Genomic DNA, 23,861 nt, shown 5'->3' on the forward strand with positions numbered 1-23,861 from the left:
CACTAATCAATGATAACCGAAACGGTATCCCCGTTTGCCGATTGAATATCAACAATTTGTCCATCTAATTCGTTTTCGATTGCATCAATAATAAGGTCTATGTCTATATCTTTCACATATTTTTCCGCTTGTGGAATACTCGCAGCAATACTATGTCCTGCCATTAATACTACCTTGACAAGTTTGATAGGTAAGTTGACAGTGACATTATCATTTTCGGTTGATACTACACGAATTTTCAATGTTTTATCTAAATATTTACTTGGTTTATCAAAAGGCTTATTACCTGTTTCTTCTTTCTCTTTTAATACTTGAATCAGTTCTGATCCCTTATCTGCATCAATCTTACCTTCTTGAACCATTGTTAACACTCTTGTAATTTCCTCTTTCATGATAAATTCCTCCCTATTCCTCTTTTAAGAGCTTAATGGCTTCTTCTGGTGTGATCTCGCCATTTTCCAACATAGTGACAACTTTTTTCTCGTCTACTTCATTTTTCTTCTTCTGCACATATCCAAGGGATGAAATGATATCTGTTAGCTTACCTCGAACCGTTGGATATGAAATCCCCAGTTCCTTTTCAACTTCTTTGATATTCCCTCTGCAAGTTAAAAATACTTCCACAAAATGAAGCTGATCCTTAGATAAGGATGCCAGCTTTGATAATTCAAACTCATTTTCAATCGTAGTATGACAATGAGAGCACTGCAACTTTGTAATTTTCAATGTTTTACTGCAGACAGGACAATTTGTGATTACTTTATAAGCCATAATAAAATCCCTTCCTATTAGTTGATTCAATTATACAACATAAAATTGAAAATATAAATAATAATATTTAAACATTTCGTTAAATAAAATTAATAATATTAATCAATTGTTTAAAATTATTAATAATGAGTTTGGGTATTTATTCGAAAATAACATTTTTTAGAAGGATTGATGTTTTTCCCTTGTGAACATTCCCATTGTCTCATAACCATATATCGAGACTTTGCGATTTTGTTTTGTAATCAATGATATTTGATAGTTTTAAATAACCAATTCTTATTTGTGTAGCTTAGAAAAATTTACTTGACACACTATGTGTATGAACCATATAATACACACAAGAGGTGTATGAATGCCATAATACATATAATTTTGTCATCTATGTATGAATCACTTAATACACACATCACATAGGAGATGTTTCAATGAAAATTAATTTTAATAATCGTGATCCTGTCTATGTACAGGTTGTACGGTACTTCAAGGAACAAATTGCAATAGGTATGTTAGAAAAGGGCCAAGAAATTCCTTCGCGAAGAGAGCTTGCCTCAATGCTGAAAATTAATCCGAATACTGCACAAAGAGCCTATAAGGAAATGGAGGAACAAGGGTTGATACACACTGAAAAAAATTACCCAAGTAGAATTACAAATGACGAGGTTGTTTTAAGTAAGGTAAGAACAGAGTTAATTGTTGAAGCAGTGGATTCCTTTGTTCAATCCATTCGGTCTATTAATGTCCCAGTTGACGAGTTACTTGAATTAATAAAGGAAAAATATAATTCATCAGAAAACGAAAGGAAGGAACTGGAATGATCGAGGTCCAAAATATTACGAAAAGGTATGGTCGTAAAAAAGTACTAAACGGTGTTTCATTTACTGCTAATAAAGGAGAAATAACCTGTTTAATTGGGATCAATGGAGTAGGGAAAACAACAACATTGAAAGCCATCGTAGGTCTAACTCCCATTAATAGCGGAAAAATACTTATCGATGGTGCAAAATTAACTAAATCTAGCTATGAAAAAATCACGTTTATACCAGATGCGATTACCATGCTTCCCCACATGACAATCCACCAATCAATGGTATTTATGGATGACTTTTATGAAAATTGGAACCAACAGCGTGCGGACGACTTGCTTACATTTTTTAAACTAGATAAAGGAACACGAATTTCTGAGCTTTCTAAGGGAAATGTGGCGAAAGTAAATTTATTATTAGGACTTTGTATTGATGTTGACTATGTTTTAATGGATGAACCATTCTCAGGTATTGATATTTTTAGCAGAGAGCAAATAGCAGAAGTGTTCACGAGTCACCTAGTCGAAGACAGAGGTGTCATTATTACAACCCATGAAATAAATGATATTGAACACTTAATTGATAAGGTTGTTCTCATAGATAACGGAAATGTATTAAAAGAATTTAATACAGAAGAAATTCGTTTGACAGAGGGGAAATCGGTTGTTGATGTGATGAGAGAGGTGTACAGAGGGTGAATAAGTTTTTAAAATTGTTGAATTTTGAATTGAATCGATTTAAAAAAATCTACATCGTGTTAATTTTACTAACAGTCGTCATTCAAATAACTGGAGTAATCTATAAAACCTTAAATTATATGAATAATGTGAATGAAACGATACGAGAAACTTCCATAAATGCATCAGAATATGTTAGCCAAAATGGAACCATTGACTTTAAAATAATGCTGAATACATCATGGTTCTTCTTTTCAGTTGCACTTTGTGCAGCAGCGTTAGTAATCTATTTATTTTTCATTTGGTATCGTGAATGGTTTGGAAAAAATACGTTTATTTACCGATTATTGATGCTGCCTACTTCAAGAGTGAATATTTTTCTATCAAAAGCATTAACGATTTTCTTATTAGTTTTAGGATTAATTGCCATTCAACTTATACTATTTCCGATTGAAAACTTCATCTTTAAGGCCATTATTCCAAATGAATTCAGAATAGAATTGAAGTTAGTTGATGCTATTCAATTATCCGACTATTTCAGCATTTTGATTCCTGGTTCATTTTTAACATTTCTCGTTTTTTATGGATTAGGATTCTTAGCAGTAACAATCCTTTTTACAGGCATTCTATTCGAAAGAAGCTTTCGCTTGAAGGGTATCATCTTAGGTGGGTTATACTGTATTCTTTCAGTTATCGTCTTTTTTGCACCACTACTTATTGAGACATTTTTTATGCCAAACTTCCTCTATCCAATTGAAAGATTCTTTATCGAATTAATTATGGGAATCGTTGTCCTTATTGGATCGATTAGTATGAGTGTCTATTTAATAAAAAATAAGGTAACGGTTTAAGGAGGTATTTGGAATGAAACGCTATATATATTCATCAATTGTCGTAGCTTTAGTTGTTATATGTATCGGAACGTATTACGTCTATTCAAATGTATCAGCGGATTCTTTACCAACGATAAATATTCAAAAAATTAGTGGTGATGAAAAAGAAATCAAGTCAATGATCATTACTGGGGATTACGTCGGGAATACTGATTCTAATCAATTTAAGTTAACCGTTAATGGAGCAGATTTTAAAAAGAATAATCCTTTTTTAGAAGATAATTTTCAACAGTCTCATAAAATTAACCAATTAAGAAAAAAGTATAGGAATTTTATGCGTGGTAAATTGAATGAAGCTTCGTTTTATGAAGATAAGAATTTCTTAATTTATTCGAATATTTTCAATGAAAATTATTCTAACATCGAGGATGATATTAAAATTAAAACCTCCGTGTTAAAAAAGAAGGACAATAAGAAAACATCGTTTACAATATCTATCCCTAATGAAAAGCAATATGGTAGTTTCTATGTTCAGGATGTTCAGTTAGTAAAAAATAATCAATTAAAGCTTATCGCAAACAATACGCAAAACCTTTATTCAAATACTCCAAATAATGAAATACATGTATATACGATTGACCTTGAGAAGCAAAAGCTACTGAGTGATGATGTTCTAACCTCAGATCCGGTTGGAGATACCTACAATCAATATAACAGTTATTCTTATTCTGATCGTACCATTCCAAATAAATATTTCTTATTTAAAAATGATCAATTTACGATGGTTGAACAAAGTGATGGATCCACCGATGAACAACTTTTGCAAAGTCAGTTAATTGCATACAATTTAGAAAAAAATAAAAAGGAAGTCATTGAGCTTCCTGAAAAATTAAAAAATGCAAACATTGAAGCGTATATAGATCAAGTAATTTATTTAACCATTAGAGATAAAAAAGGCGTGAAATTATATACGTACAATCTAGAAAACAAAAAGATTGAAAATGAGTGTACTTTACAATTACCTTCAAATGGTCAAGATTGGAACGAGGGAATGACACTTAGCTTTGACCAAAATAAAGTTTTTCTATTAGGTTCATATATAAACACGAATAATGAAAGTTATTTATTTGTTAACGAGATCAGTACAGGTAAATCACTTTACGAGGGCAAAATCAATAAAAAAGGAAATGATAAGAAGGACTTCATTCATTTTAATGAAATCCAAGTTAATAGGTAATAAAAGGTTGATTAGAAACATTTATGTTAGTAATTTCCTGTTTTTGATAATTATCTGAAACTTTTTCCCGTGTTCAAACGTCTTATATAATAGAGCCTAAAAATAATAAATAGAGGGGGGATCAATTTGATTGTTCGGAATAAAATTGATAAGAAATTAAAACGAATCCTATATCCTGTTTTAAAAGAATATGGGTTTGAAAGTATCAATAATAGAAGATATTATGCTGTTCATGATAACTGTACATGGGTCATAAGCATTAATCATATTGGCAAATATTATTCCGAATTATCAGGTTGGCCTGCCCAATCCTTAAATGTTACTATCGGTATTTATTTTGATTTTATTCCCCCCATCATTGAATTTAATAAATTTCCCAATCATTATGATTGTCAAGTACAGATGGAATTGTGTTGTGTAAATGAAGGAGAAAATAATGGAAATAAACCTGATCGAGAGAAGGAAACGATCTGGTGGTTTTGGTCGAATGGAAAAAATATCGAGGATGTTATCAATAATATTAAATATTCGTTTTTGAAAACGGGCTTGCCGTGGCTAAAAAAATACTCGAATATTGAACGAGCTTTTGAAAAAATCGAAAGAGAAATCAATTCATATCATAAATTTTATAATGCCCAATTTTTTGCTAAACATTTAAAACTTTGGGATAAATATGAGGAATATCATCAATTATTTAAAGCAGAAGCCATTAAGTTTGGTGAATGATTTGATTAGGAGGGAAATTATTCCCTCCTTTTTTTATGTCACAATGGTCATCAATCTAGCCATAAAGAATATGATAGAGGTGAAAAGCAGATGGAGGTGAAGTAATGGCAGTTGTCAAGGCTACTGATTCAGATATTGCACTTTTAGCAAGGCTGCTAAGAGCTGAGGCAGAGGGGGAAGGTATACAAGGTATGCTTCTTGTAGGGAATGTCGGCATTAATCGGATAAGAGCGAATTGCTCCGATTTCAAGGGGCTCCGCACTGTACCGCAAATGGTTTTTCAACCTCATGCCTTTGAAGCTACTATACATGGTTATTTTTATCAGAGGGCAAGGGAAAAAGAGAAGCGCTTGGCTCGTCGATCAATTAATGGTGAAAGTTTTTGGCCGGCAAAGTATAGTCTTTGGTATTTTAAACCACCAGGTGATTGTCCAGCAACTTGGTACAATCAGCCATTAGTTGCAAGATATAAAAATCATTGCTTTTATGAACCAACAGCTGAAACATGTCAAAATGTATATAACACATTTTAACACTTAGCAAGTTTGTAATTGGTGTTTCGTGAATAACTCCTTTAAATTAATTCATACTAACAAAGGTAAAATGAATTAATTAGGAGGTAGGATTCATGCAAAACCAGCAAAACTCAAACCAAATGCATCAAAATATGCATACAGGCAATATTCCACAACAAATGAATCATGGTGGTCATGAAGTATTGGATGTAGGGGAAGTATTATCAGGATCTATTGGCTTAATGGATCAATATACATTATTAAGAGGTCATGTTCAAGACCAGGAGCTATTAAACATTTTAGACCGACAATACCAATTTATGCAACAGGAATATAATACATTGGTGGATTGCTTTCAATCGGGTAAGGATCCAGCGGTTCCTACTCAAAGCTATAAAATGCAGCAAGATAATAATTTTGTCTATGGATTGCAGCCGTCACAACCGAAAAAACCTTTACAATCTGTGTCAGAATTGACTGATGAATGCATTTCTGGTTTAATGCTTGGTGGTGTAAAATCTTCTGCTTCTATGAAGACAGTGGCTGCATGTGAAACGACTAACCCTGTAGTACGTAGAGTGTTAGCAGATTCCATACCAAACTGTATTGAAATGGCCTATGAACTGTCAATTTATCAAAATAAACATCATTATTATCAGGTGCCACAATTTGCTCAACAAGATATGCAGCAAATGCTCCATGCGTATGCCCCTACAGGAGGGCAAATGCCAAACACTAATAATATGACTCACTAAATAATCGTAAAAACGTCAATTCATTGGATTGACGTTTTTCTTATGAAAATTTGGATAGGATCGTTCTAATAATGAAAACTGCTTTTTTATTTAAAGGTGTTTGTGCTAAAATAATATTGGTATATAGAAAGCCTATTTAACTTGAGAAATAAGGAGAATAAAGATGGAAAAGATACTAGTTTTTGGACATAAAAATCCTGACACAGACACAATTTGTTCGGCAATTGCTTATGCAGAATTAAAGAAGAAATTAGGTGTAGAAGCAGAGCCAGTACGGTTAGGAGAAATAAATGGTGAAACAAAGTATGCGTTAGATTACTTTAAAGTAGATGCTCCTCGTTTCGTTCAGACAGTTGCAAATGAAAGTAATGGTGTAATTTTAGTTGATCATAATGAACGTCAACAAAGCGCGGATGATATTGATCAAGTAAAAGTTTTTGAGGTAATTGATCACCATCGTATTGCTAATTTTGAAACAAGTGATCCTTTGTATTATCGTGCAGAGCCCGTAGGTTGTACAGCTACTATTTTAAACAAAATGTACAAGGAGAATGGGGTAGCTATCGATAAAGAAACAGCTGGTTTAATGCTTTCTGCAATTATTTCCGATTCACTATTATTTAAATCTCCAACTTGTACGGATCAAGATATTGCTGCAGCTAAAGAATTAGCGGAAATTGCTGGAGTTGATGTAGATACATATGGTTTGGCTATGTTAAAAGCTGGGGCTGATTTAAGTGATAAATCTATTGAACAACTAATCAGTTTGGATGCGAAGGAATTCCAAATGGGTACACATAAGGTAGAAGTTGCACAAGTGAATGCAGTAGATACAAATGATGTGTTGGCTCGTAAGGAAGAATTAGAAGTAGCATTAACGAACAAAATTTCTGAAAAGAATTTAGACTTGTTCCTATTTGTTGTGACAGACATATTAAATAGTGATTCGGTTGCCATTGCTTTAGGAAATGCAGCAAGTGCCGTAGAGAAGGCATTTAATGTAAGCTTAGAAAACAATACAGCTGTATTAAAAGGTGTTGTTTCACGCAAGAAACAAATTGTACCTCAATTAACTGATGCTTTAAAATAAACAAATTAAAAAGGGGGTGTCTGATATTTCAGACACCCCCTTAAAGCTACTTAGTACTCGATATTTTCTCTAATATGAGTTTTCCTAAACTCCTGTTCATTAGGATCAAAATATTGTTCATTATATTTTGCTACAAATTGATCGTTTTGAACATATCCCGCGCCCCATGTAGGATCCATAGTTAACCATTTTCCATTAACTTTTGCTTCAATCCATGCATGATTATTTTTCAATATACCTGTACCCGCCTTCCCCGAAATTACTCTTGCTTCAATATTACTTGCACGTAACAGAGCTCCCGCTAGATAAGCATAATCCTGACAGACACCGGTTTTTAAGCGCAGAGTTTTTAATGCATTATCATCCCATTCAAATTCATTGTTTTTAAATTTCTGAACATCATAGGAAATATTTTTCGAAGTGAAATCATAAATTGCTTTCGCTTTTTCTCGATCATTTTTACTGTCTTTAGTAATTTCTTTTGCAAGTTTAATAATTTTTGAGTGCTTCGATGGTATCCCTCTTGATGGTAATAGATCTCTTTGATCATTTGTATCAAGATTAGTTACTGAGAAAGAGGCAACTGAAAAATAACGAAAATAATTTGTGTTCTTTTCCCTGATTTCAGGTACATTTACTGATACCTCATATTCACCTGGTCCGAACCGTAAATAAATGGAGCCGTCAAATGTAAAATCCTTTACTGGGATGATATCAAGGGCTTCATCTTGATCTTTTTTTGTTTTTATATAAATATGTGTGGTTTCTTTGGCTAAGTTAGCATGAGGGTCGATTTTCCCTTTTATTTGATAAGTGAGTTTTGTTTCGTCATTACCAAATCTAGGTGTTTCTAATTGAATCCCTCTTTCGTCATATGTTCGATAAAATTCTATTGGTGTCATCTTTTTATTTGAACGATTATTGACAAAAAGTGTAGTGCCATATTGATAACGATTATCTTTCATTTTATCAGGTACGAGGACATTGATTTGATGAAGTCCTTTCCCATAGAAAAGGGGAACATCGTAAGAAAATTGACCATTTTTTACAGGAATTTCGTGTTTCCAATTTTCCATATCTTTTTTTACTTCAATCATAATAGTCGTTGTTTTTTCTAAGTTTTTTACTTTCCCTTGCAAATTTAAATGTTCGGATGCTTCAATCAACCCTGAATCTACATTCTTTAAAACGAGACTTGCATCTTGTGCATAGGGAGTATAGGTTACATCTCTTTGTTTCTCTGGATGAACATTAATGACTTCGAAGGTAGCAAGATCATAATAATAATTATTGCGATCTGTAGCAGGGAGCATGACTCTAATAGAGTAGTTTCCTTTTCCATTATAAAAATGAATATCCTCTTTAAATGTTCCATTTTCTATAGGAATATAATAATCTTGAACTGAATTTGAATCGATGATATCAAGTGAACTTACTTTAACCCATGCATATCTTTCTTTTAATTGAGCTTCTTTTTCAATAACTCCAGAGATGGTGAGTTCTTTGTTTACGGCGAATTTTTTATATTTTGGATTGGTTAATGTTGCACCGATTTTATCTTTATAATTAGTGAGCTCTAGAGGCTCTAATTTAAGCTCATTATTTTTCTCTTTGACTAATTTATCATATTTAGCTAACTCTGTGTTTTCAGTGCTTACTTGGATTGTTTCCTTCTTATCAGACATCTGGGTTTTACTTCCATTACTGCACGCAGAAGTTAAAACTAATGATAATGCAGCAATTGTTAGTAATTTTTTTACATCCATTTTATTCCTCCTATCCCCCTGATTACTGTACTTAAATACAAAATTTCCCACATCTTATTATTTATATCACACAGTTGGTGATAAAAGACATAAGCGAAAAAGCCTATTTTAAAATGGGTTGCCGGTAGATAAAGGGAAAGAGAAATGGTTTATTCAATTGAAATCATTTTTTTATAGTTCTTTATTCACTGACGTCAGACAAAGGAATAAACAAAAAAGACGCACAGGGCGTCCTTCTTGTCCATTTCTTTGTATTCACCTTACCAAAAATGTGCTTTCGCATTGCTTCTAAGAATTATGATATTTTGAGAAACTTGTGTTTGTCCATTTACTTGTGATTTCGTATGTTTTCTTCTTGTGGTACTATAGTGAAATCGTTCAGATTGTGGATCTAAAAAGTTTCTGTAACTCATCGAATATCACCTCTTTGGAAGGATCTATACTTAGAAACGTAAAATACTCAAGAAATGAGTATCAGTAATATTTTGTACTGTAAATGATAAAAAATTCATTGAAATAAACAAATCTAATAGCGGTAAATTCTTTTGATGACTCATGTAAAATGTTATAATAAATATTTAGAAATAATGATTATTAAAAATAAAAAGCAAGGAGCTTTCTATAAATGAAATTCGTATCTTGGAATGTAAATGGTATAAGAGCATGTATAAATAAAGGATTTTTATCATATTTTAATGAAGTTGATGCAGATATTTTTTGTATTCAAGAAACAAAATGTCAGGATGGACAAGTAACTCTTGAATTAGATAATTACTATCAATATTGGAATTATGCTGAGAAAAAGGGATATTCCGGAACAGCGGTTTTTACAAAACAAAAGCCATTATCAGTAAAATATGGCGTGGGTGATGAAACAGATGAATCTGAAGGTAGAATATTAACTCTAGAATTTGATCAATTTTATTTAGTGAATGTGTACACTCCAAATTCTCAGAGGGATCTTGCCAGATTACCATTTCGTTTAGAATGGGAAGAAAGAATTAAAGAACATTTGATCTCATTGGATCAGGAAAAGCCAGTTGTTTATTGTGGTGATTTAAATGTTGCCCATCAAGAAATTGATTTAAAAAACCCAAAATCGAATAAAGGGAACTCTGGTTTTACTGATGAAGAAAGAGAAAAGATGAGTACTTTATTGAACACGGGATTTACTGATTCCTTTCGTTATTTTTACCCAGATAAAACGGACTCCTATACTTGGTGGTCATATATGAATAAGGTAAGAGAAAGAAATATTGGCTGGAGAATTGATTATTTTATTGTATCTAATAGATTAGTAGACTCATTGCAGGACTCACAAATCCACTCTGAAATTTTAGGAAGTGATCATTGTCCTGTTATGCTTGAAATGAAAATGTAAATAAAAATATTCGTTCATTACTAGAGGCTGGGACATAACTAGCTTCAAATAGTGAAAAAGTTGAATTTGAGCGAACTCAAATTCAACTTTTCCTATTTTTGTGTGTTAATTCTTCTATTACCGTAGTTGTTTGGCCGTGAATTTTCTTAAATTCACGGCCATTAATGCGAGTCCCATTTCATTTTCTACCTTCGATTTTCCTCGTACAGAAAATCGAGTGAAACGCAAATTAGCCTTCAAGAATCCAAAAACTGGTTCCACATCGATTTTGCGTTTTCGATAGATGGAGCTCGTTTTCTCTTCTGAAAGCTTCGCTCTCACATATTCCTTTTGTTGTTCCCATTGTTCATTCACCATTAGTTTTCGATTGTTGCCTTCTTTCGCTTTTGTACATGATGAACGGAATGGACATCCCGAACAGTCCTCACACTCGTAGATCTTGAACCTTCGTTGGAATCCCGTACGATCAGTACGGACAGAATGATATTGAAATTCAAGACGTTTCTGGTTAGGGCATATATATGTATCTGTTTCTTCACAATACTGCCAGTTGTCGGGATTCAATGGGTTTTGTTTGTACTTTTTCTTTTGCTCCTTCAAATACAGATTATACGTAATCAGTGCTTCTCGTTTTCTGTTCGAAAGGATATCATTATAGTTTTGTTCACTACCATAACCTGCATCTGCGACAATATGTTTCGGTAACACGAAATAATGGTTCTCGATTTCATCAAGAAATGGAATTAACGTACGTGTATCTGTTGGGTTTGAAAATAAACTATAGGCAAGCGTGTATTGCCCTTCTGTTGCGATTTGTACATTGTAACCAGCTTTCAATTGTCCGTTTTGCATATAATCATCTTTCATTCGCATAAATGTCGCGTCCAGATCTGTTTTGGAATAGCTATTACGTGTGCCTAAGATTTCAAAGTCTCGTTGATATTTTTGTTTTCGTAAGACAAAATCAATCAACTGTTTACGCACTTGTTTCGGGTATTTGCGTTCACTTCTTAAAGCTTTTCGTTCTGGAACGTCTGATGATTCCTCAATTTGTTTATCATACTCAGCTACGACATTGTCCACTTTTCCTACCAATTGAGCGAGCTCTTTCAATGATAATTGTTCATCACCTTCCCGTTCAATTTCAGGTATAATTTCGTTCTCAAGTAGCTCGTTATATAGCTGGTTTGACCTTTCAATTAAACTGTGATGATATTTCTCAATCGATTTCTTCCAGACAAACGTAAATTTATTCGCATTTGCTTCAATCTTTGTACCATCAATAAAAATTGCTTCTTGATCGATTAGTTTTTCTTCGATTAATTGGCAACGAAATTGGACGAAACATTGGCGAATTAATTCTTTCACATCTGAATGAACACGGAATCGATTGATTGTACGGTAGCTTGGTTCATACCCTTGAGCTAGCCACATCATCCGGATACTGTCTTTTAATAAGGCTTCAATTTTTCGCCCTGAAAAAACAGATTGGGTGTAGGCACATAAAATAATTTTAAGCATCATGCGTGGATGATAAGCAGTACAGCCCTCATTTCGCAGAAATGGTTCGAAAACTTCATGAGGAATACTTTCAACTAGATGATGGATATGAAAGGCAATATCATTTTTTTGTAATTTTACTTCTAAATCTAAAGGCAAAACTAATTGATTCATGGTATAATTTTTAAACATAAGGATCCTTCTTTCTGTATAATTTTGTTGTGGTGACTTAATTTTATCAGAAGTGGTCCTTATTTTTATTCAAAAAATAATCAAAGCCGGTGAAATTTTACTTGTCGTAAAATTTCACCGGCTTTTTCATCTCAGAAGTGGGTTTTGTCCCAGCCTCTTTTTTTTAATACTTTTTCTCTGATTTGTCATGATAAGAATAAAGAGAATGTAATGACTACAAAAGGAATTGATATATAACTCCACGAAAAAGGGGGAAAACGGATGCCCGAACTACCTGAAATGGAAACATATAAAAAATTGCTGTATGAAAAAATTGTAGGGAAGACGATTACGAATATTATAATCAATCGTGAAAAATCAATAAATTGTCGGCCGGATATGTTTATTAAAGATATATTACTCCAAAAAGTTATTCGTATTGATCGAAGAGGCAAGCATTTACTTTTCTATTTGGTAAATGGTCGAGTCCTCATTCTTCATCTTATGCTTGGAGGATGGATGTATTATGGTACAGAGGAGGAGAAGCCTAACCGAACGATTCAAATTCAGCTTTCTTTCGGAGTAGAGAATTTATACTTTATTGGTCTTCGTTTAGGCTATTTACACCTTTATCCAATAAATGAAGTAGATGAAGCATTGCCTAATTTAGGACCAGAACCATTGGATATTAATTTTACTCTACCATTTTTTATCAACTACTTACATAAAAAGCGTGGGCGTCTAAAGAACAAATTAATTGATCAAAAATTTTTATCTGGGATTGGTAATTGTTATTCTGATGAAATTTGTTATCACGCACAGCTATTACCTACAAGAACTTTAGAAGATTTAACTGATATTGATAAGAAACAATTGTATGAATCCATTCAATTAATCTTAAGGAAAGCTATACAATATGGTGGATATATGAACCATGCATTTTATCGTGATGATCGGCTTACAGGAGGTTTTGATAATAAATGTAAAGTGTATGATCGTGAAGGTGAATTATGTGAGAGATGTGGCTCAGAAATTATCAAAAAAATGATATCATCTCGAAAAACCTTTTATTGCCCTCATTGTCAATTTTAACGAAATTACTAAATTGAATGTAGATTAAAACTGAAACCTCTACCCATTAAATGACGTCTTACATGTTGATAGATTGAAAATGGGTATGAGGGAGAATGTATGAAAAAAAAGTTATTTATTTCTTGTATCTCAATATTTTTGTTTTTCAGTTTGGCTTGGGTGCTTTTCACTTATAAACAAATAAAAAATGTGGCAAAAGAAAAACCTCCTAAAAACGTTCCATATCTAATTATTTTAGGAGCAAAGGTGAATGGGCAGGTTATGTCAAAAGCTTTATATGAACGAGCAATCACAGGTTTGCATTATTTAAAGGAGAATAAGGGGACAAAAGTGATTGTTACCGGTGGGCAAGGACCTGATGAGGAAATACCTGAGGCTGAAGCTCTTCGCTCCTATTTATTAGAACATGGTATCCCGAATGAGCGAATTATTATTGAGGATAAGTCCGTAAATACGTTCGAGAATCTTCAAAATGCCAAGGAATTTTTAGAAATAAAGAAGGCAGTAATCGTTAGCAATGATTTTCATCTTTATCGATCACTTCAATTGGCAAAATCACTAGGGATCGAAGCTTATCCACTTGCAGGTAAAACCCCTAAAATTGTCAAAACAAAACTATATTTAAGGGAGTATTTAGCCATTTTAAAAATGAAAATTATTGGGAAGTGAGAATTATTAATGAATTTATCCCTTTACTGCCTATTTCGTTTTTGGTAAGATTATGAAGAATCTAAATTTATTTTAAAGGAGAGATGAAGGTCAAATGAGTATGTCCGTTGTTTTTCAAATGGTTTTAGCTTAAGACGGGATAAGTATGCCCATTTTTAGCAAAGCCAATCGTAAAACATCGGATAATTAGACCTTTATTCTTATTTAATATTCGTGTATAACAGGTAATCGTAAACACGAATAGGGCAGGGTCTATTTCCCTGCCTTTTTTATTTGTATAAATGAGACTAATTAAGATATTTCTAATGAATTGTCCATTCAAATTAAATATTAATCGTTTATAACCTCCATGTTTTACGATTGGTTCTTACAAACAGAACTTTTGGAGGGAAAAAATATGAGTATCGTACATGTTGAAAATTTAACTCATTTCTATGGTGATCAATTAGTTTTTAAAGATATTGAATTTCGTTTATTGAACAAAGAAAAGGTTGGTTTAGTGGGCCCAAATGGAGCGGGTAAATCAACACTTTTAAAAATTTTATCAGGTCAACTGTTACCTGATTATGGAAGCATTTCTTGGCTTCCTAATAAGCAAATTGGCTATTTAGAACAGCACATCGAATTGAAAAAAGGAACAAGTATTTTAGATTTTTTAAAAAGCGCATTTCAACATTTATATGTTATAGAAGAAGAAATGTTAGGAATTACAAATAAAATGGCGATATGTAATGAGGGTGAGTTACAAGGGCTCTTGAAACGATATTCGTTAATTCAGGATATATTAGAAGCTCAAGATTTTTACCTTATTGATTCAAAAATTGAAGATGTCTCATCTGGATTAGGTATCCTAGCACTAGGTTTAGATCGGGATGTTGCACAATTAAGTGGTGGACAACGTACAAAATTATTGTTGGCAAAACTTCTATTAACCGAGCCGGATATATTATTATTGGATGAACCAACGAATTATCTTGATTACGAACATATAGTTTGGTTGAAAGACTATTTAATTAATTATAAGAAATCATTTATTCTTATATCACATGATACGCATTTTTTGAACGAGGTCGTAAATGTTATTTTTCATTTAGAGCATAAACATTTAACTAGGTATGTAGGGAATTATCAAGCATTCTTAGAAGCTTATGAATTAAGAAAACACCAAATTCATATTGCGTATAGTAAGCAGCAACAGGAAATTCACAAGCTTGAAACCTATATTCAAAAAAATAAAGTCCGTTCTTCCACTTCTAAACAAGCAAAATCAAGAGAAAAGAAATTAGCAAAAATTGAACGAATTGAAAAGCCGGTGGGAAACCTACATCCAAGATATTCATTTCACGTTTCTGAACGACCCGTTAGTACGATCATTGAAACGAAAGATATTATTGTTGGGTATACCTATCCTTTACTCCCGTCTTTAAACTTTACTTTAAAAAGAGGTGAAAAAGTTGCTATTATTGGACATAATGGGATTGGAAAATCTACCTTACTAAAAACAATGATGGGTGAAATTAATCCTTTAAGCGGAACAATTTCAATAGGTGATAATGTAAGGCCATCTTATTTCGAACAAGAATGGCATACGCCAGTTGAACAAACACCGATGGATTATATTTGGTCTATGCATGAACAAATGAATCAAAAAGAAATTCGCCAAGCTCTTGCACGTGCTGGTATCAATAAAGAACATATATTACAACCACTTCATACTTTAAGTGGGGGTGAACAGACGAAAGTAAGATTATGTCAATTGATGTTAGAAAAAAGTAACTGGCTTATTCTTGACGAGCCAACGAATCACTTAGATGTTCAAGCAAAAGAAGCATTGGCGTTAGCACTAAAGCAATATGAAGGAACATTACTGATTGTATCTCATGAACCTGAATTTTATGAAGAATGGTGCACAAACGTACTTAATCTTGAGGATTACAGATAAAATAAATTAAAGGATTTTAGGGCAAATACATCGAATTTTTTACTAAGTAAGGAGTGATGTATTTTGCCCGAACCTACAAAAATATTTATTAGTTCAGCTGCCCAAGATCGACTTAGACCCTTAAGGGGAAATCTCCATCGATTATTAATGGAGATGGAGCATAGACCTTTAATGTATGAAAAGGATTTTGGACCTTGGCCGCCAGAACAGCTTGTAGAGAATTGTTTAAAGTATGTGGAAATGAGTGATATTTTTCTTCTTTTCATATCTGATAAAGCTGGTAATTATAGCCAATATTATAAGGCGACAATCACTCATTGTGAGTTTCAGAAGGCTTATCAATGTAATAAATATATTATTGTTTTTGTGGAAGATTATATTTATGATCTTTTTTGGTATGAAATTCGTTTAATTATTGGCGAAATGTTAAAAAGCTATAAAGAAACTTTTGGCACTAATCCTGATAATTACTTTGAAATCGCAAAAGAAGCATGGGAAAAGCATCCAAAGAAAAAAGAATATGAAAATATTGAATCGTATATTTGGGGATTTATGTATGACATTTATATCAAAGGTCATTATTTGGAGAAAATATCCTTCGGAATGGATCCTAGCCTTACTATAAAACGATATTTTAGTGATTTGTTTAGAAGAGGAAGTAAATATCTCGCATTTGAAGGAACCATCGAAGAACAACTTCAAGAAGGTCCTATTTATAAAAAACATGCTGATTTTACCTCTAAAATCATAAGTTATATTAAAAATGGTGAATTAATCAATCCACGATTGTTTTTAGAATATCTTCAACGTTTTTTAAAAAATGGGATCATTTATAGTCAGCCCCATACCATGTTCGAAACAGAGCTTGGTGCATATGAATCCTGTTCAGGAACAACTTTATACAAAAAAAAGGGTGATTTATTAACACTTGTAAGTGTATCTGGTATGGCAAGTGATGAAAATAAAACATATCCTTTAGTGGATAGGAGTTCGTATTCTGTTCAAGCTTTTCATAGTCAGTCTGGCCAGGAGTTATTTTTTAGTGAAGAGAAGCAGCAATTTTATTTATCAATTCGTACAGGAAATTATGTCATAAGTTTTCATTATCCAGTTGAGTCATATTGGTCTATTGAGAAGGTTCAAGGCTTTAAGGATGATGTGATGCGTGATATAATGGAATCAGAATCAGCATTGTATCGTGATTTCGCTATTCAATTGTTAGGAGGGATTCGATAGTGGCTGCAGAACCTAAACGGACAAAAAACGATAGTATTATTCATGTCGCCTCCGGTAAAGCGAATGGAAGTAAAAAATATATTCAAGAAAAAGCAAAACGATTCGATGAAAATAATCGCATCTTAAAAGAAGCGTTTTCGAATCATAAAAAGACGCGACACTCCATTATTTAAGCTCCAATAAAGGAGCTTTTTTTCATAAACAGAGGTGGGGAATGGTACTGGATGGGGAATATTGATAAACGCAATCGATTAGAAGATGAGGTTTTCACTTATCGGATTTCAAAGAATAATACGATATTTATTGATTGGTATGGCAAACAAGTTAAGATTTTAAAAGGAAAAGAAGCAGAAAAGCTCCTTTCTAAAATTACACAAGCTGTAAATGAAAAAGAAATCCAACTACTCTTAGCTAAGGTTACAGGAAACTTCAAAAGAGGTAATGAAAAAAAGTAAAAGCTGTTTTGATTAATTTGTTACTTTTTTAAGACCTTTTTCGTATAGAGTGTTGCTTGTGTAAAAAACTAACTGCCGGTCTTTACAAATAATAAAGGTTTCGAGTTCACAGGTCTTTTTCTCAGTGGAATATAGGGAAGTGTCATCTTGATGTTATCACTTGGAGAATTATCTAAATATCGAGAATGTTAGAAAAGAGATAAAAATGAGATCGCAATAAATAAAAATATCTTGATATTCATTATTGTGAGTGGTATGATAATCGAAATATTTGATGTATAAATCGATGAAGAGAAAAAGTACGTAAGGATTGAACTCTTGAAGCGAGCTGGGTATGGTGAAAGCCAGTGAGGAAGCCGAACGGAAAAATCATCTCTGAGATGCAAGGCTGAAATTTTTAAGTAAGTCTTGACGGGAGTCCGCCGTTACAAGGAACGCGTATGATAGTACGTTGACAAGTGCTGTTTGTAATAAGCAGAATTTTGGGTGGTAACGCGGGTTAATACACTCGTCCCTATTTTTAGGGACGAGTGTTTTTTATTTTTCAAAATTAATTAAGGAGGATGCTAAAATGGATAGTCAGAATCATAGAAGTTTTGAACGTGAGAAGCGTTGGCAGGAGTATTGGGATAAGGAAAATATTTTTCAACGTTCAATAGATAATAGAACCGGAAAAGATCGCTACATTTTTTATGAGGGACCACCTACTGCAAATGGACTTCCACATGTTGGCCATGCTTTAGGGAGGACAATTAAGGATATTATTGCCCGTTATCAAACGATGAATGGTAAACAAGTAATTAGAAAAGCAGGATGGGATACACATGGTTTACCAGTTGAATTAGGAGTAGAAAAGCAGCTGGGAATATCAGGAAAACAAGAAATTGAACATTACGGTATTGAACCATTTATCGAAAAATGTAAGGAAAGTGTATTCTTTTATGAAAAGCAATGGAGGGATTTTACAACAGATTTAGGTTATTGGGTTGATATGGATCATCCATATATGACTATGACTAATGAATACATTGAATCTGTATGGCATATTCTCGGAACGATTCATGAAAAAGGATTGCTATATAAAGGACATCGCGTCTCGCCCTATTGCCCTAGCTGTCAGACTTCTTTAAGTTCACATGAGGTTGCACAAGGATATAAAAATGTAAAAGATTTAAGTGCGACGGTAAAGTTTAAACTTAAGGACAGGGAAAACGAATATGTACTAGGATGGACGACTACACCATGGACATTGCCTGCCAATGTCGCACTTGCAGTAAATGGCGATCTTGATTATGCAAGAGTAGAAATAGAGGATCAGATAGTAATTATTGCTGTTGCTAGGTTAGAACAAGTTATCAATCAGCCTTATACACTAATTGAAGTCGTCAAGGGGACAGATCTCGTTGGATTAACCTATGAAGCCCCATTTAATTTTGTTGAGCTAGAAAAAGGACATTGTATTGTTGAAGCTTCATTTGTTACTGAGGATAGTGGAACAGGAATTGTTCATATCGCACCTGCATATGGAGAAGATGATTATCGTTTAGTACAAGAAAATCAATTATCTTTTATCAATTTAGTTGATGAACAAGGAAGATATAATGATATTTTTACGCCACTAGCTGGTCAAAAAGTAAAAGAAAGTGATGTGGATATCGTAAAACTATTACATCAAAAGGGGCTTTTATATCATAAAGAAAAGTATGAACATTCTTATCCTCATTGCTGGAGGTGTGATACTCCATTATTGTATTATGCGACAGAGAGCTGGTTTATCAAAACAACTGCCCTTAAAAATGCATTGATTTCAAATAATCAACAAGTCAATTGGTTCCCTGATCATATAAAAAACGGGAGATTTGGCAATTTCTTAGAAGGATTAGTGGATTGGAATATCAGCAGAAAAAGATACTGGGGAACTCCTTTAAACGTTTGGGTTTGTCATACATGTAAACATGAAATTGCCCCGAAAAGTATTGAAGATTTAAAAAAACATGCAAAGGAATCCGTATCAACGATTGAGCTTCATAAACCATATGTTGACCAAATTTCCTTTGAGTGTCCTAATTGCCATGGGACAATGAAGCGAACAGAAGAGGTAATAGACGTGTGGTTTGATAGTGGTTCAATGCCATTCGCTCAGTACCATTATCCGTTTGAAAACACAGATGTATTTCATTCTCAGTTTCCAGCGGATGTGGTAGTTGAGGCAATCGATCAAACGAGAGGCTGGTTTTATTCATTGCTTGCAGTATCTGTACTCTTTAAAGGGGTAGCTCCATATAAAAATGTCTTAGTAACAGGTCATATTCTGGATGAACATGGACAAAAAATGTCAAAGAGTAAAGGGAATGCTTTAGATCCTAGGGATTTAATTAAAGAATTTGGTGCGGATCCACTTCGCTGGTCTTTAATAGCTGACAGCGCACCTTGGAATCAAAAAAACTTTTCCAAACGCAATGTGCAAGAGGCAAAATCAAAAATTATTGATACACTTGCAAGCCTATTTCATTTTTATCAGTTGTATGCAAAAATCGACTCATTTGATCCTAAAATTCATCACACTGAAGAAGCTACAATCATGGATAAGTGGATATTATCAAGATTAGCCACCACCATCTCGTCTATGAAAAAGGAGATGGAAAACTATCAACTGACAAATGCAGCTAGACTGGCAGGAAACTTCATTGATGAAATGAGTAATTGGTATATTCGTCGAAACAGAGAACGTTTCTGGAGTAAAGGTATGTCACCCGACAAAATTGCGGCATTTCAAACCTTATATCAAGTGTTGAATGAACTTTCGAAACTTATAGCGCCGTTTGTACCGTTTATAGCTGAAGAAATTTTTTACACGCTTAATGGGGATAGTGTTCATTTAACTGATTACCCAACCGTCCAAAACATCAGTATAGATAAAACGCTTGAAAATGAGATGATTGCTGTAATTGAATTGGTGGAGTTAGGCAGAAGTATTAGGCATAGCAAACAATTAAAAACGAAACAACCTTTAGCAAAAATGATTGTGGTCGCTCATAATGGCAATGTAAAAACACTCTCTTCTTTTGAAAATATCATTAAAGAAGAGCTAAATGTAAAACTTGTGGAATGGGTAGATTCTTCGGATAAGTTCATTGAACATCGATTGAAATTGAATTTTAAATCCGCGGGACCGAAATTAGGAAAGTTGGTAAATGAGGTTCAGCAACAGTTAATGAACGCTTCAAAAGAAGACATAAAACATTTTCTAAACCTAGGTACATTACCTCTGTGCATGAAAAATCGTGAAACTTTGCTTTTAGAACAAGAGGATGTCATTGTAACGAAAATTACAAATATCGAAGGATTTACCGAAGCGTCAAATCGAAATTTCACCGTTCTTTTAGATACAAATTTAACAGATGAATTGAAACGTGAAGGAATCGTAAGAGACTTTATACGAATCGTCCAAGAAATGCGGAAAAAACGTGATTTACCGGTCGAAAAAAGAATTGAATTATTTATCCACGGATCAAAAACAATAACCAACTGGTTAAAAGAATTTGACTCATTATTACACAATAGCATTGTTTTACAAACAATACACTATAAGGAAACAAAAGATATGGAAAAAATTTCTCTTGGTGAGGAAGAAATATTCATTCAAATCAAGTAAAGGGACACGGTGGGACACAGGGTCCGGTCCATTGTCCCAGTTTAAAAGGGACAGGGGGTCTGACCCCGTGTCCCTACTTTTCATTTTGCATAGAATAAGGAATATTCTCCCTCTACCTCATTAAAGATAATAAAAGTTAAAAAGGATATCTTGATCATGGTTACCAAAGCCTTTGCCGAAAATCGTTACTCCCCCGACATTTTGAGCATCACTTTCAACACAAATTTTAAAAGTTAGTAATGTTTTCTCTTCTATTCCTAGATCAGCTAACACAACATCAGAAAGGAATTTCCCATCGATACAAGTATCATATTGACTGATTCGTATATGCTTGAGCAACCCATATTGACTATTTTTATCTTCCCACCACGATGGTGTATATCTTCCACGTGTATCTGAAAAGTTCCCCGGACACGTCCATGTCCCTAAATTAATTCCATTAAGATAGAAAGTTATATCGCTCGGCCAAACATTATTAGAATTTGGAAATTCAGAAGCAAGCTCCAAACTAATTTCTAAAAGTTCTGGAGTATCTCTGGCTGTTAGTAAATTCGGAATCTTATATTCAACATACCCTTCTGAAAACCATACTAATGAAGCGTTCATGCGCTCAGAATCCATAAAAAACTTAGGGTCATCCACTTGGCCAATAAAATCCTCAGTTGATGCGATTCCGCATGTAGGTTTTACATAAAAGTCTGTATAATGGCCTACGCTTAGCTGAGTTGTGTGTAATTTATATGAATGGTAGATTTTCTGGGGGAACTGAATTTCAATGGTATCTACAGCTAAATAAGAAAGTTTTTGAATACCTGATTTACCCGGAATTTTTTCCGTCTTTATCAATTGTGCTTTCTCTAATTTCTGAATATGCCTTGTGGTAATTGCACTACTCAAACCTAATTTTTGGGCAAGCTCTTTTATATTCATTCTTTTTTCAGATAATAGCTGAAGTATTTTTAATCTTACTTCACTATTTAGAGCGTCATAGACATGTAATGAGTCTTTCGAAATATCTAATTGCAATTTAATAACCTCCATTCTATTAACTTAAATGTACAATTTTTAGATTATTTTTATTATATCATGTTACATGATTAACCAAAAGGTTAATTAAACTAAAATGGCTATTTATTAATATTGACAGCGCTTTATTTGATGTGTATATTATATTCTATAAATTCAATATATTTTTTAAGTTACTATTTAGTTAACTAAGGTGTAGTAGAATTAAAAGATTATTTTTGACAGGTTAAGGGAGGGATATTTTTTTACAGAAAGTTTTTTGAAAACTGAAAAAATATTTTTAGGGGGAAGGAAATCATGAGAAAACTAGGTCTATTATTTATGACAATAATGCTTGTATTTGCTTTAACTGCTTGTAGTAGTAAATCTTCAAGCACTAGCTCAAGCAAAGAGATCGTCTTTTGGAATCCATTCACTGGTCCAGACGGTACAAACATGAAAAAGATGGTCGATGAATATAACAAAACTAATCCAGCGTATAAGATAAAAAATATCTCTCTAAAAGAAACGGATATGTATAAAAAGATTCAAACGGTTGTGAATTCAGGGAAAAATGTACCAGACTTAATGATTGTTCATGCGGAACGTATTAAGTTGTATAAAGATAATAAAATGTTAATTAATTATGATCAGTACCTAAGTGACTACCCAGAAATTAAGGGAGAAAATTATATGCAAGAAGCTTGGAACATTGGTGATTTAGATGGTTCCAGATACAGTGTTCCACTTGATATCCATTCATTCGTGATGTATTACAACAAAGATCTGGTGGAAAAATATGCCCCAGGTGCACTTGATGATAATATTGTCACATTTGATGAAATTAAAGCTGCTGGTGAAAAATCGCAGCAAGATAAAATTACCGCCCTTGGTATTACATGGACAAAACCGAATTTCCTTTCATTGTACGCCCAAAATGGCGGGAATTTAACAGAAAATGGTATAGATCCCACTATAGACAATGATCAAGCGAAGGATGCCTTCCAATTATGGAATGATATGTTTAAGCAACATATTACAAACAAAGACGGGGAAGACCCAGCACAAATGTTCCTTCAAGGGAAATTAATCTTTTATCCTGAAGGAATCTGGATGAACAATAATTTAAAAGGGGCAAAATTTGAGTATGGATTAACTAATGCACCACAACTTTCTAATGATAAGAGTAAAATGGTCAACTGGTCTTCATCGCATCAATTTGTCATGTTTAACAGTAAAGAGCGGTCGGATGACAAAGCAAAGGGAGCGATTGCTTTCATCGATTGGCTACGTGACAATTCTTTAGAATGGGCAAAAGCAGGACAAAACCCGGCTTCGCTTAAAATTCTAGATGATCCAGAATATCAAAAAATGGCTCAATCGTTTTTACTGAAAGATCCTGAGGAACAAGCCTCACTAAAAATTTTCGACTACAAATATAATGGTTATGTTTCAGAAGAGTTGGATGCTAAAGCCCTTGAAATGATATTAGGTAAAACTCCTATTGAAAAGGGACTCGCTAATATCCAAAAAACTCTTGAGGATAAAATAGCTAAGGATACTTCTAAGTAATAAGAATGAA

General features: G+C 33.3%; 23 protein-coding genes and 1 other annotated feature. Of the genes, 17 read left to right on the forward strand and 6 right to left on the reverse strand.

The genetic code is table 11. From position 1 onward, the window contains the following. Positions 1-2: 2 nt before the first annotated feature. Together NST63_RS12330 and NST63_RS12335 are read right to left on the reverse strand one after the other, a co-directional pair. The gene (locus NST63_RS12330; RefSeq protein ID WP_212945347.1) at positions 3-392 is read right to left on the reverse strand and encodes an SHOCT-like domain-containing protein; all 390 of its coding nucleotides are present in this window, start codon (positions 390-392) and stop codon (positions 3-5) included. Between the two features lie 13 nt (positions 393-405). Next, the gene (locus tag NST63_RS12335) at positions 406-771 is read right to left on the reverse strand and encodes a DUF2089 domain-containing protein (protein ID WP_018393054.1); all 366 of its coding nucleotides are present in this window, start codon (positions 769-771) and stop codon (positions 406-408) included. 425 nt (positions 772-1,196) lie between these two features. Here NST63_RS12335 and NST63_RS12340 point away from each other — a divergent pair, with 425 nt between their 5' ends. From NST63_RS12340 to NST63_RS12375, 8 genes are all read left to right on the forward strand, one after another. Further along, on the forward strand, positions 1,197-1,586 hold the full coding sequence (locus NST63_RS12340) for a GntR family transcriptional regulator (RefSeq protein WP_071975995.1): 390 nt from the start codon (positions 1,197-1,199) through the stop codon (positions 1,584-1,586). Next, positions 1,583-2,272: an ABC transporter ATP-binding protein gene (locus NST63_RS12345; protein WP_058005472.1), complete on the forward strand. Its 690-nt coding sequence runs from the start codon at positions 1,583-1,585 to the stop codon at positions 2,270-2,272. The genes NST63_RS12340 and NST63_RS12345 overlap by 4 nt, the downstream gene beginning before the upstream one ends. Further along, positions 2,269-3,102 carry a hypothetical protein gene (locus tag NST63_RS12350; protein ID WP_341042281.1) on the forward strand — a complete coding sequence of 278 codons (834 nt, stop codon included), beginning with the start codon at positions 2,269-2,271 and terminating at the stop codon, positions 3,100-3,102. Before NST63_RS12345 ends, NST63_RS12350 begins: the two co-directional genes overlap by 4 nt. A gap of 13 nt (positions 3,103-3,115) precedes the next feature. Further along, positions 3,116-4,321 carry a hypothetical protein gene (locus tag NST63_RS12355; RefSeq protein ID WP_341042282.1) on the forward strand — a complete coding sequence of 402 codons (1,206 nt, stop codon included), beginning with the start codon at positions 3,116-3,118 and terminating at the stop codon, positions 4,319-4,321. Between the two features lie 126 nt (positions 4,322-4,447). Continuing rightward, complete coding sequence (locus NST63_RS12360) at positions 4,448-5,047, forward strand: DUF4304 domain-containing protein (protein WP_212945350.1); 600 nt, start codon at positions 4,448-4,450, stop codon at positions 5,045-5,047. Between the two features lie 104 nt (positions 5,048-5,151). Further along, a complete protein-coding gene (locus NST63_RS12365) occupies positions 5,152-5,580 on the forward strand; it encodes a cell wall hydrolase (protein ID WP_071975990.1) in 429 nt (142 codons plus the stop codon). Between the two features lie 95 nt (positions 5,581-5,675). Beyond that, positions 5,676-6,317, forward strand: a complete 642-nt coding sequence (locus tag NST63_RS12370) for a spore coat protein (RefSeq protein ID WP_058005477.1) — start codon at positions 5,676-5,678, stop codon at positions 6,315-6,317. A gap of 163 nt (positions 6,318-6,480) precedes the next feature. Continuing rightward, a complete protein-coding gene (locus NST63_RS12375; protein WP_341042285.1) occupies positions 6,481-7,407 on the forward strand; it encodes a manganese-dependent inorganic pyrophosphatase in 927 nt (308 codons plus the stop codon). A gap of 50 nt (positions 7,408-7,457) precedes the next feature. On the opposite strand, the gene NST63_RS12380 is transcribed toward NST63_RS12375, so the two are convergent. Then, positions 7,458-9,173, reverse strand: coding sequence for a transglutaminase domain-containing protein (locus tag NST63_RS12380; RefSeq protein WP_212945351.1), 1,716 nt, complete (start codon positions 9,171-9,173; stop codon positions 7,458-7,460). A gap of 260 nt (positions 9,174-9,433) precedes the next feature. Beyond that, positions 9,434-9,586, reverse strand: coding sequence for a YpzG family protein (locus NST63_RS12385; RefSeq protein WP_065107310.1), 153 nt, complete (start codon positions 9,584-9,586; stop codon positions 9,434-9,436). Between the two features lie 212 nt (positions 9,587-9,798). On the opposite strand from NST63_RS12385, the gene NST63_RS12390 reads away from it, so the two are divergent. Then, the gene (locus tag NST63_RS12390; RefSeq protein ID WP_058005480.1) at positions 9,799-10,554 is read left to right on the forward strand and encodes an exodeoxyribonuclease III; all 756 of its coding nucleotides are present in this window, start codon (positions 9,799-9,801) and stop codon (positions 10,552-10,554) included. Positions 10,555-10,671: 117 nt separating this feature from the next. Here the strand turns inward: NST63_RS12390 and NST63_RS12395 are convergent, their stop codons facing one another. Continuing rightward, entirely contained in the window at positions 10,672-12,246 is a 1,575-nt protein-coding gene (locus NST63_RS12395) for an IS1182 family transposase (RefSeq protein ID WP_341042288.1), read from the reverse strand. A 261-nt stretch (positions 12,247-12,507) separates the two neighbouring features. Here NST63_RS12395 and NST63_RS12400 point away from each other — a divergent pair, with 261 nt between their 5' ends. The 7 genes from NST63_RS12400 to ileS all read left to right on the forward strand — a co-directional run bounded on the left by NST63_RS12400 (position 12,508) and on the right by ileS (position 21,274). Next, positions 12,508-13,317, forward strand: coding sequence for an Fpg/Nei family DNA glycosylase (locus NST63_RS12400; protein WP_058005481.1), 810 nt, complete (start codon positions 12,508-12,510; stop codon positions 13,315-13,317). Positions 13,318-13,416: 99 nt separating this feature from the next. Continuing rightward, positions 13,417-13,986, forward strand: coding sequence for a YdcF family protein (locus NST63_RS12405; protein WP_242598303.1), 570 nt, complete (start codon positions 13,417-13,419; stop codon positions 13,984-13,986). Between the two features lie 397 nt (positions 13,987-14,383). Continuing rightward, a complete protein-coding gene (locus NST63_RS12410) occupies positions 14,384-15,928 on the forward strand; it encodes an ABC-F family ATP-binding cassette domain-containing protein (protein WP_341042291.1) in 1,545 nt (514 codons plus the stop codon). 63 nt (positions 15,929-15,991) lie between these two features. After that, positions 15,992-17,164 carry a DUF4062 domain-containing protein gene (locus NST63_RS12415; RefSeq protein ID WP_212945561.1) on the forward strand — a complete coding sequence of 391 codons (1,173 nt, stop codon included), beginning with the start codon at positions 15,992-15,994 and terminating at the stop codon, positions 17,162-17,164. Continuing rightward, complete coding sequence (locus NST63_RS12420; protein WP_158022201.1) at positions 17,164-17,337, forward strand: hypothetical protein; 174 nt, start codon at positions 17,164-17,166, stop codon at positions 17,335-17,337. Before NST63_RS12415 ends, NST63_RS12420 begins: the two co-directional genes overlap by 1 nt. 51 nt (positions 17,338-17,388) lie before the next feature. Continuing rightward, the gene (locus NST63_RS12425; protein ID WP_212945562.1) at positions 17,389-17,619 is read left to right on the forward strand and encodes a hypothetical protein; all 231 of its coding nucleotides are present in this window, start codon (positions 17,389-17,391) and stop codon (positions 17,617-17,619) included. A gap of 277 nt (positions 17,620-17,896) precedes the next feature. After that, positions 17,897-18,138, forward strand: a binding site (T-box leader). Between the two features lie 52 nt (positions 18,139-18,190). Further along, positions 18,191-21,274: an isoleucine--tRNA ligase gene (gene ileS, locus NST63_RS12430; protein WP_341042293.1), complete on the forward strand. Its 3,084-nt coding sequence runs from the start codon at positions 18,191-18,193 to the stop codon at positions 21,272-21,274. A gap of 120 nt (positions 21,275-21,394) precedes the next feature. Here ileS and NST63_RS12435 read toward each other — a convergent pair whose 3' ends face one another. After that, entirely contained in the window at positions 21,395-22,300 is a 906-nt protein-coding gene (locus NST63_RS12435) for an ArsR/SmtB family transcription factor (protein ID WP_212945564.1), read from the reverse strand. Between the two features lie 297 nt (positions 22,301-22,597). Between NST63_RS12435 and NST63_RS12440 the strand changes: the two genes are divergently transcribed. Next, a complete protein-coding gene (locus NST63_RS12440) occupies positions 22,598-23,851 on the forward strand; it encodes an extracellular solute-binding protein (protein ID WP_341042295.1) in 1,254 nt (417 codons plus the stop codon). Positions 23,852-23,861: the final 10 nt, after the last annotated feature.

The organism is Heyndrickxia sp. FSL W8-0496 (assembly GCF_038007825.1).
Taxonomy (GTDB): Bacteria; Bacillota; Bacilli; order Bacillales; family Bacillaceae_C; genus Heyndrickxia; species Heyndrickxia oleronia.

What these genes read in the sequence shown, in the direction of transcription:
- NST63_RS12330 (WP_212945347.1), bottom strand. Translation starts at nt 392, where the DNA reads ATGAAAGAGGAAATTACAAGAGTGTTAACAATGGTTCAAGAAGGTAAG.
- NST63_RS12335 (WP_018393054.1), bottom strand. Translation starts at nt 771, where the DNA reads ATGGCTTATAAAGTAATCACAAATTGTCCTGTCTGCAGTAAAACATTG.
- NST63_RS12340 (WP_071975995.1), top strand. Translation starts at nt 1,197, where the DNA reads ATGAAAATTAATTTTAATAATCGTGATCCTGTCTATGTACAGGTTGTA.
- NST63_RS12345 (WP_058005472.1), top strand. Translation starts at nt 1,583, where the DNA reads ATGATCGAGGTCCAAAATATTACGAAAAGGTATGGTCGTAAAAAAGTA.
- NST63_RS12355 (WP_341042282.1), top strand. Translation starts at nt 3,116, where the DNA reads ATGAAACGCTATATATATTCATCAATTGTCGTAGCTTTAGTTGTTATA.
- NST63_RS12365 (WP_071975990.1), top strand. Translation starts at nt 5,152, where the DNA reads ATGGCAGTTGTCAAGGCTACTGATTCAGATATTGCACTTTTAGCAAGG.
- NST63_RS12370 (WP_058005477.1), top strand. Translation starts at nt 5,676, where the DNA reads ATGCAAAACCAGCAAAACTCAAACCAAATGCATCAAAATATGCATACA.
- NST63_RS12375 (WP_341042285.1), top strand. Translation starts at nt 6,481, where the DNA reads ATGGAAAAGATACTAGTTTTTGGACATAAAAATCCTGACACAGACACA.
- NST63_RS12380 (WP_212945351.1), bottom strand. Translation starts at nt 9,173, where the DNA reads ATGGATGTAAAAAAATTACTAACAATTGCTGCATTATCATTAGTTTTA.
- NST63_RS12385 (WP_065107310.1), bottom strand. Translation starts at nt 9,586, where the DNA reads ATGAGTTACAGAAACTTTTTAGATCCACAATCTGAACGATTTCACTAT.
- NST63_RS12390 (WP_058005480.1), top strand. Translation starts at nt 9,799, where the DNA reads ATGAAATTCGTATCTTGGAATGTAAATGGTATAAGAGCATGTATAAAT.
- NST63_RS12395 (WP_341042288.1), bottom strand. Translation starts at nt 12,246, where the DNA reads ATGTTTAAAAATTATACCATGAATCAATTAGTTTTGCCTTTAGATTTA.
- NST63_RS12400 (WP_058005481.1), top strand. Translation starts at nt 12,508, where the DNA reads ATGCCCGAACTACCTGAAATGGAAACATATAAAAAATTGCTGTATGAA.
- NST63_RS12405 (WP_242598303.1), top strand. Translation starts at nt 13,417, where the DNA reads ATGAAAAAAAAGTTATTTATTTCTTGTATCTCAATATTTTTGTTTTTC.
- NST63_RS12410 (WP_341042291.1), top strand. Translation starts at nt 14,384, where the DNA reads ATGAGTATCGTACATGTTGAAAATTTAACTCATTTCTATGGTGATCAA.
- NST63_RS12425 (WP_212945562.1), top strand. Translation starts at nt 17,389, where the DNA reads ATGGGGAATATTGATAAACGCAATCGATTAGAAGATGAGGTTTTCACT.
- ileS (WP_341042293.1), top strand. Translation starts at nt 18,191, where the DNA reads ATGGATAGTCAGAATCATAGAAGTTTTGAACGTGAGAAGCGTTGGCAG.
- NST63_RS12440 (WP_341042295.1), top strand. Translation starts at nt 22,598, where the DNA reads ATGAGAAAACTAGGTCTATTATTTATGACAATAATGCTTGTATTTGCT.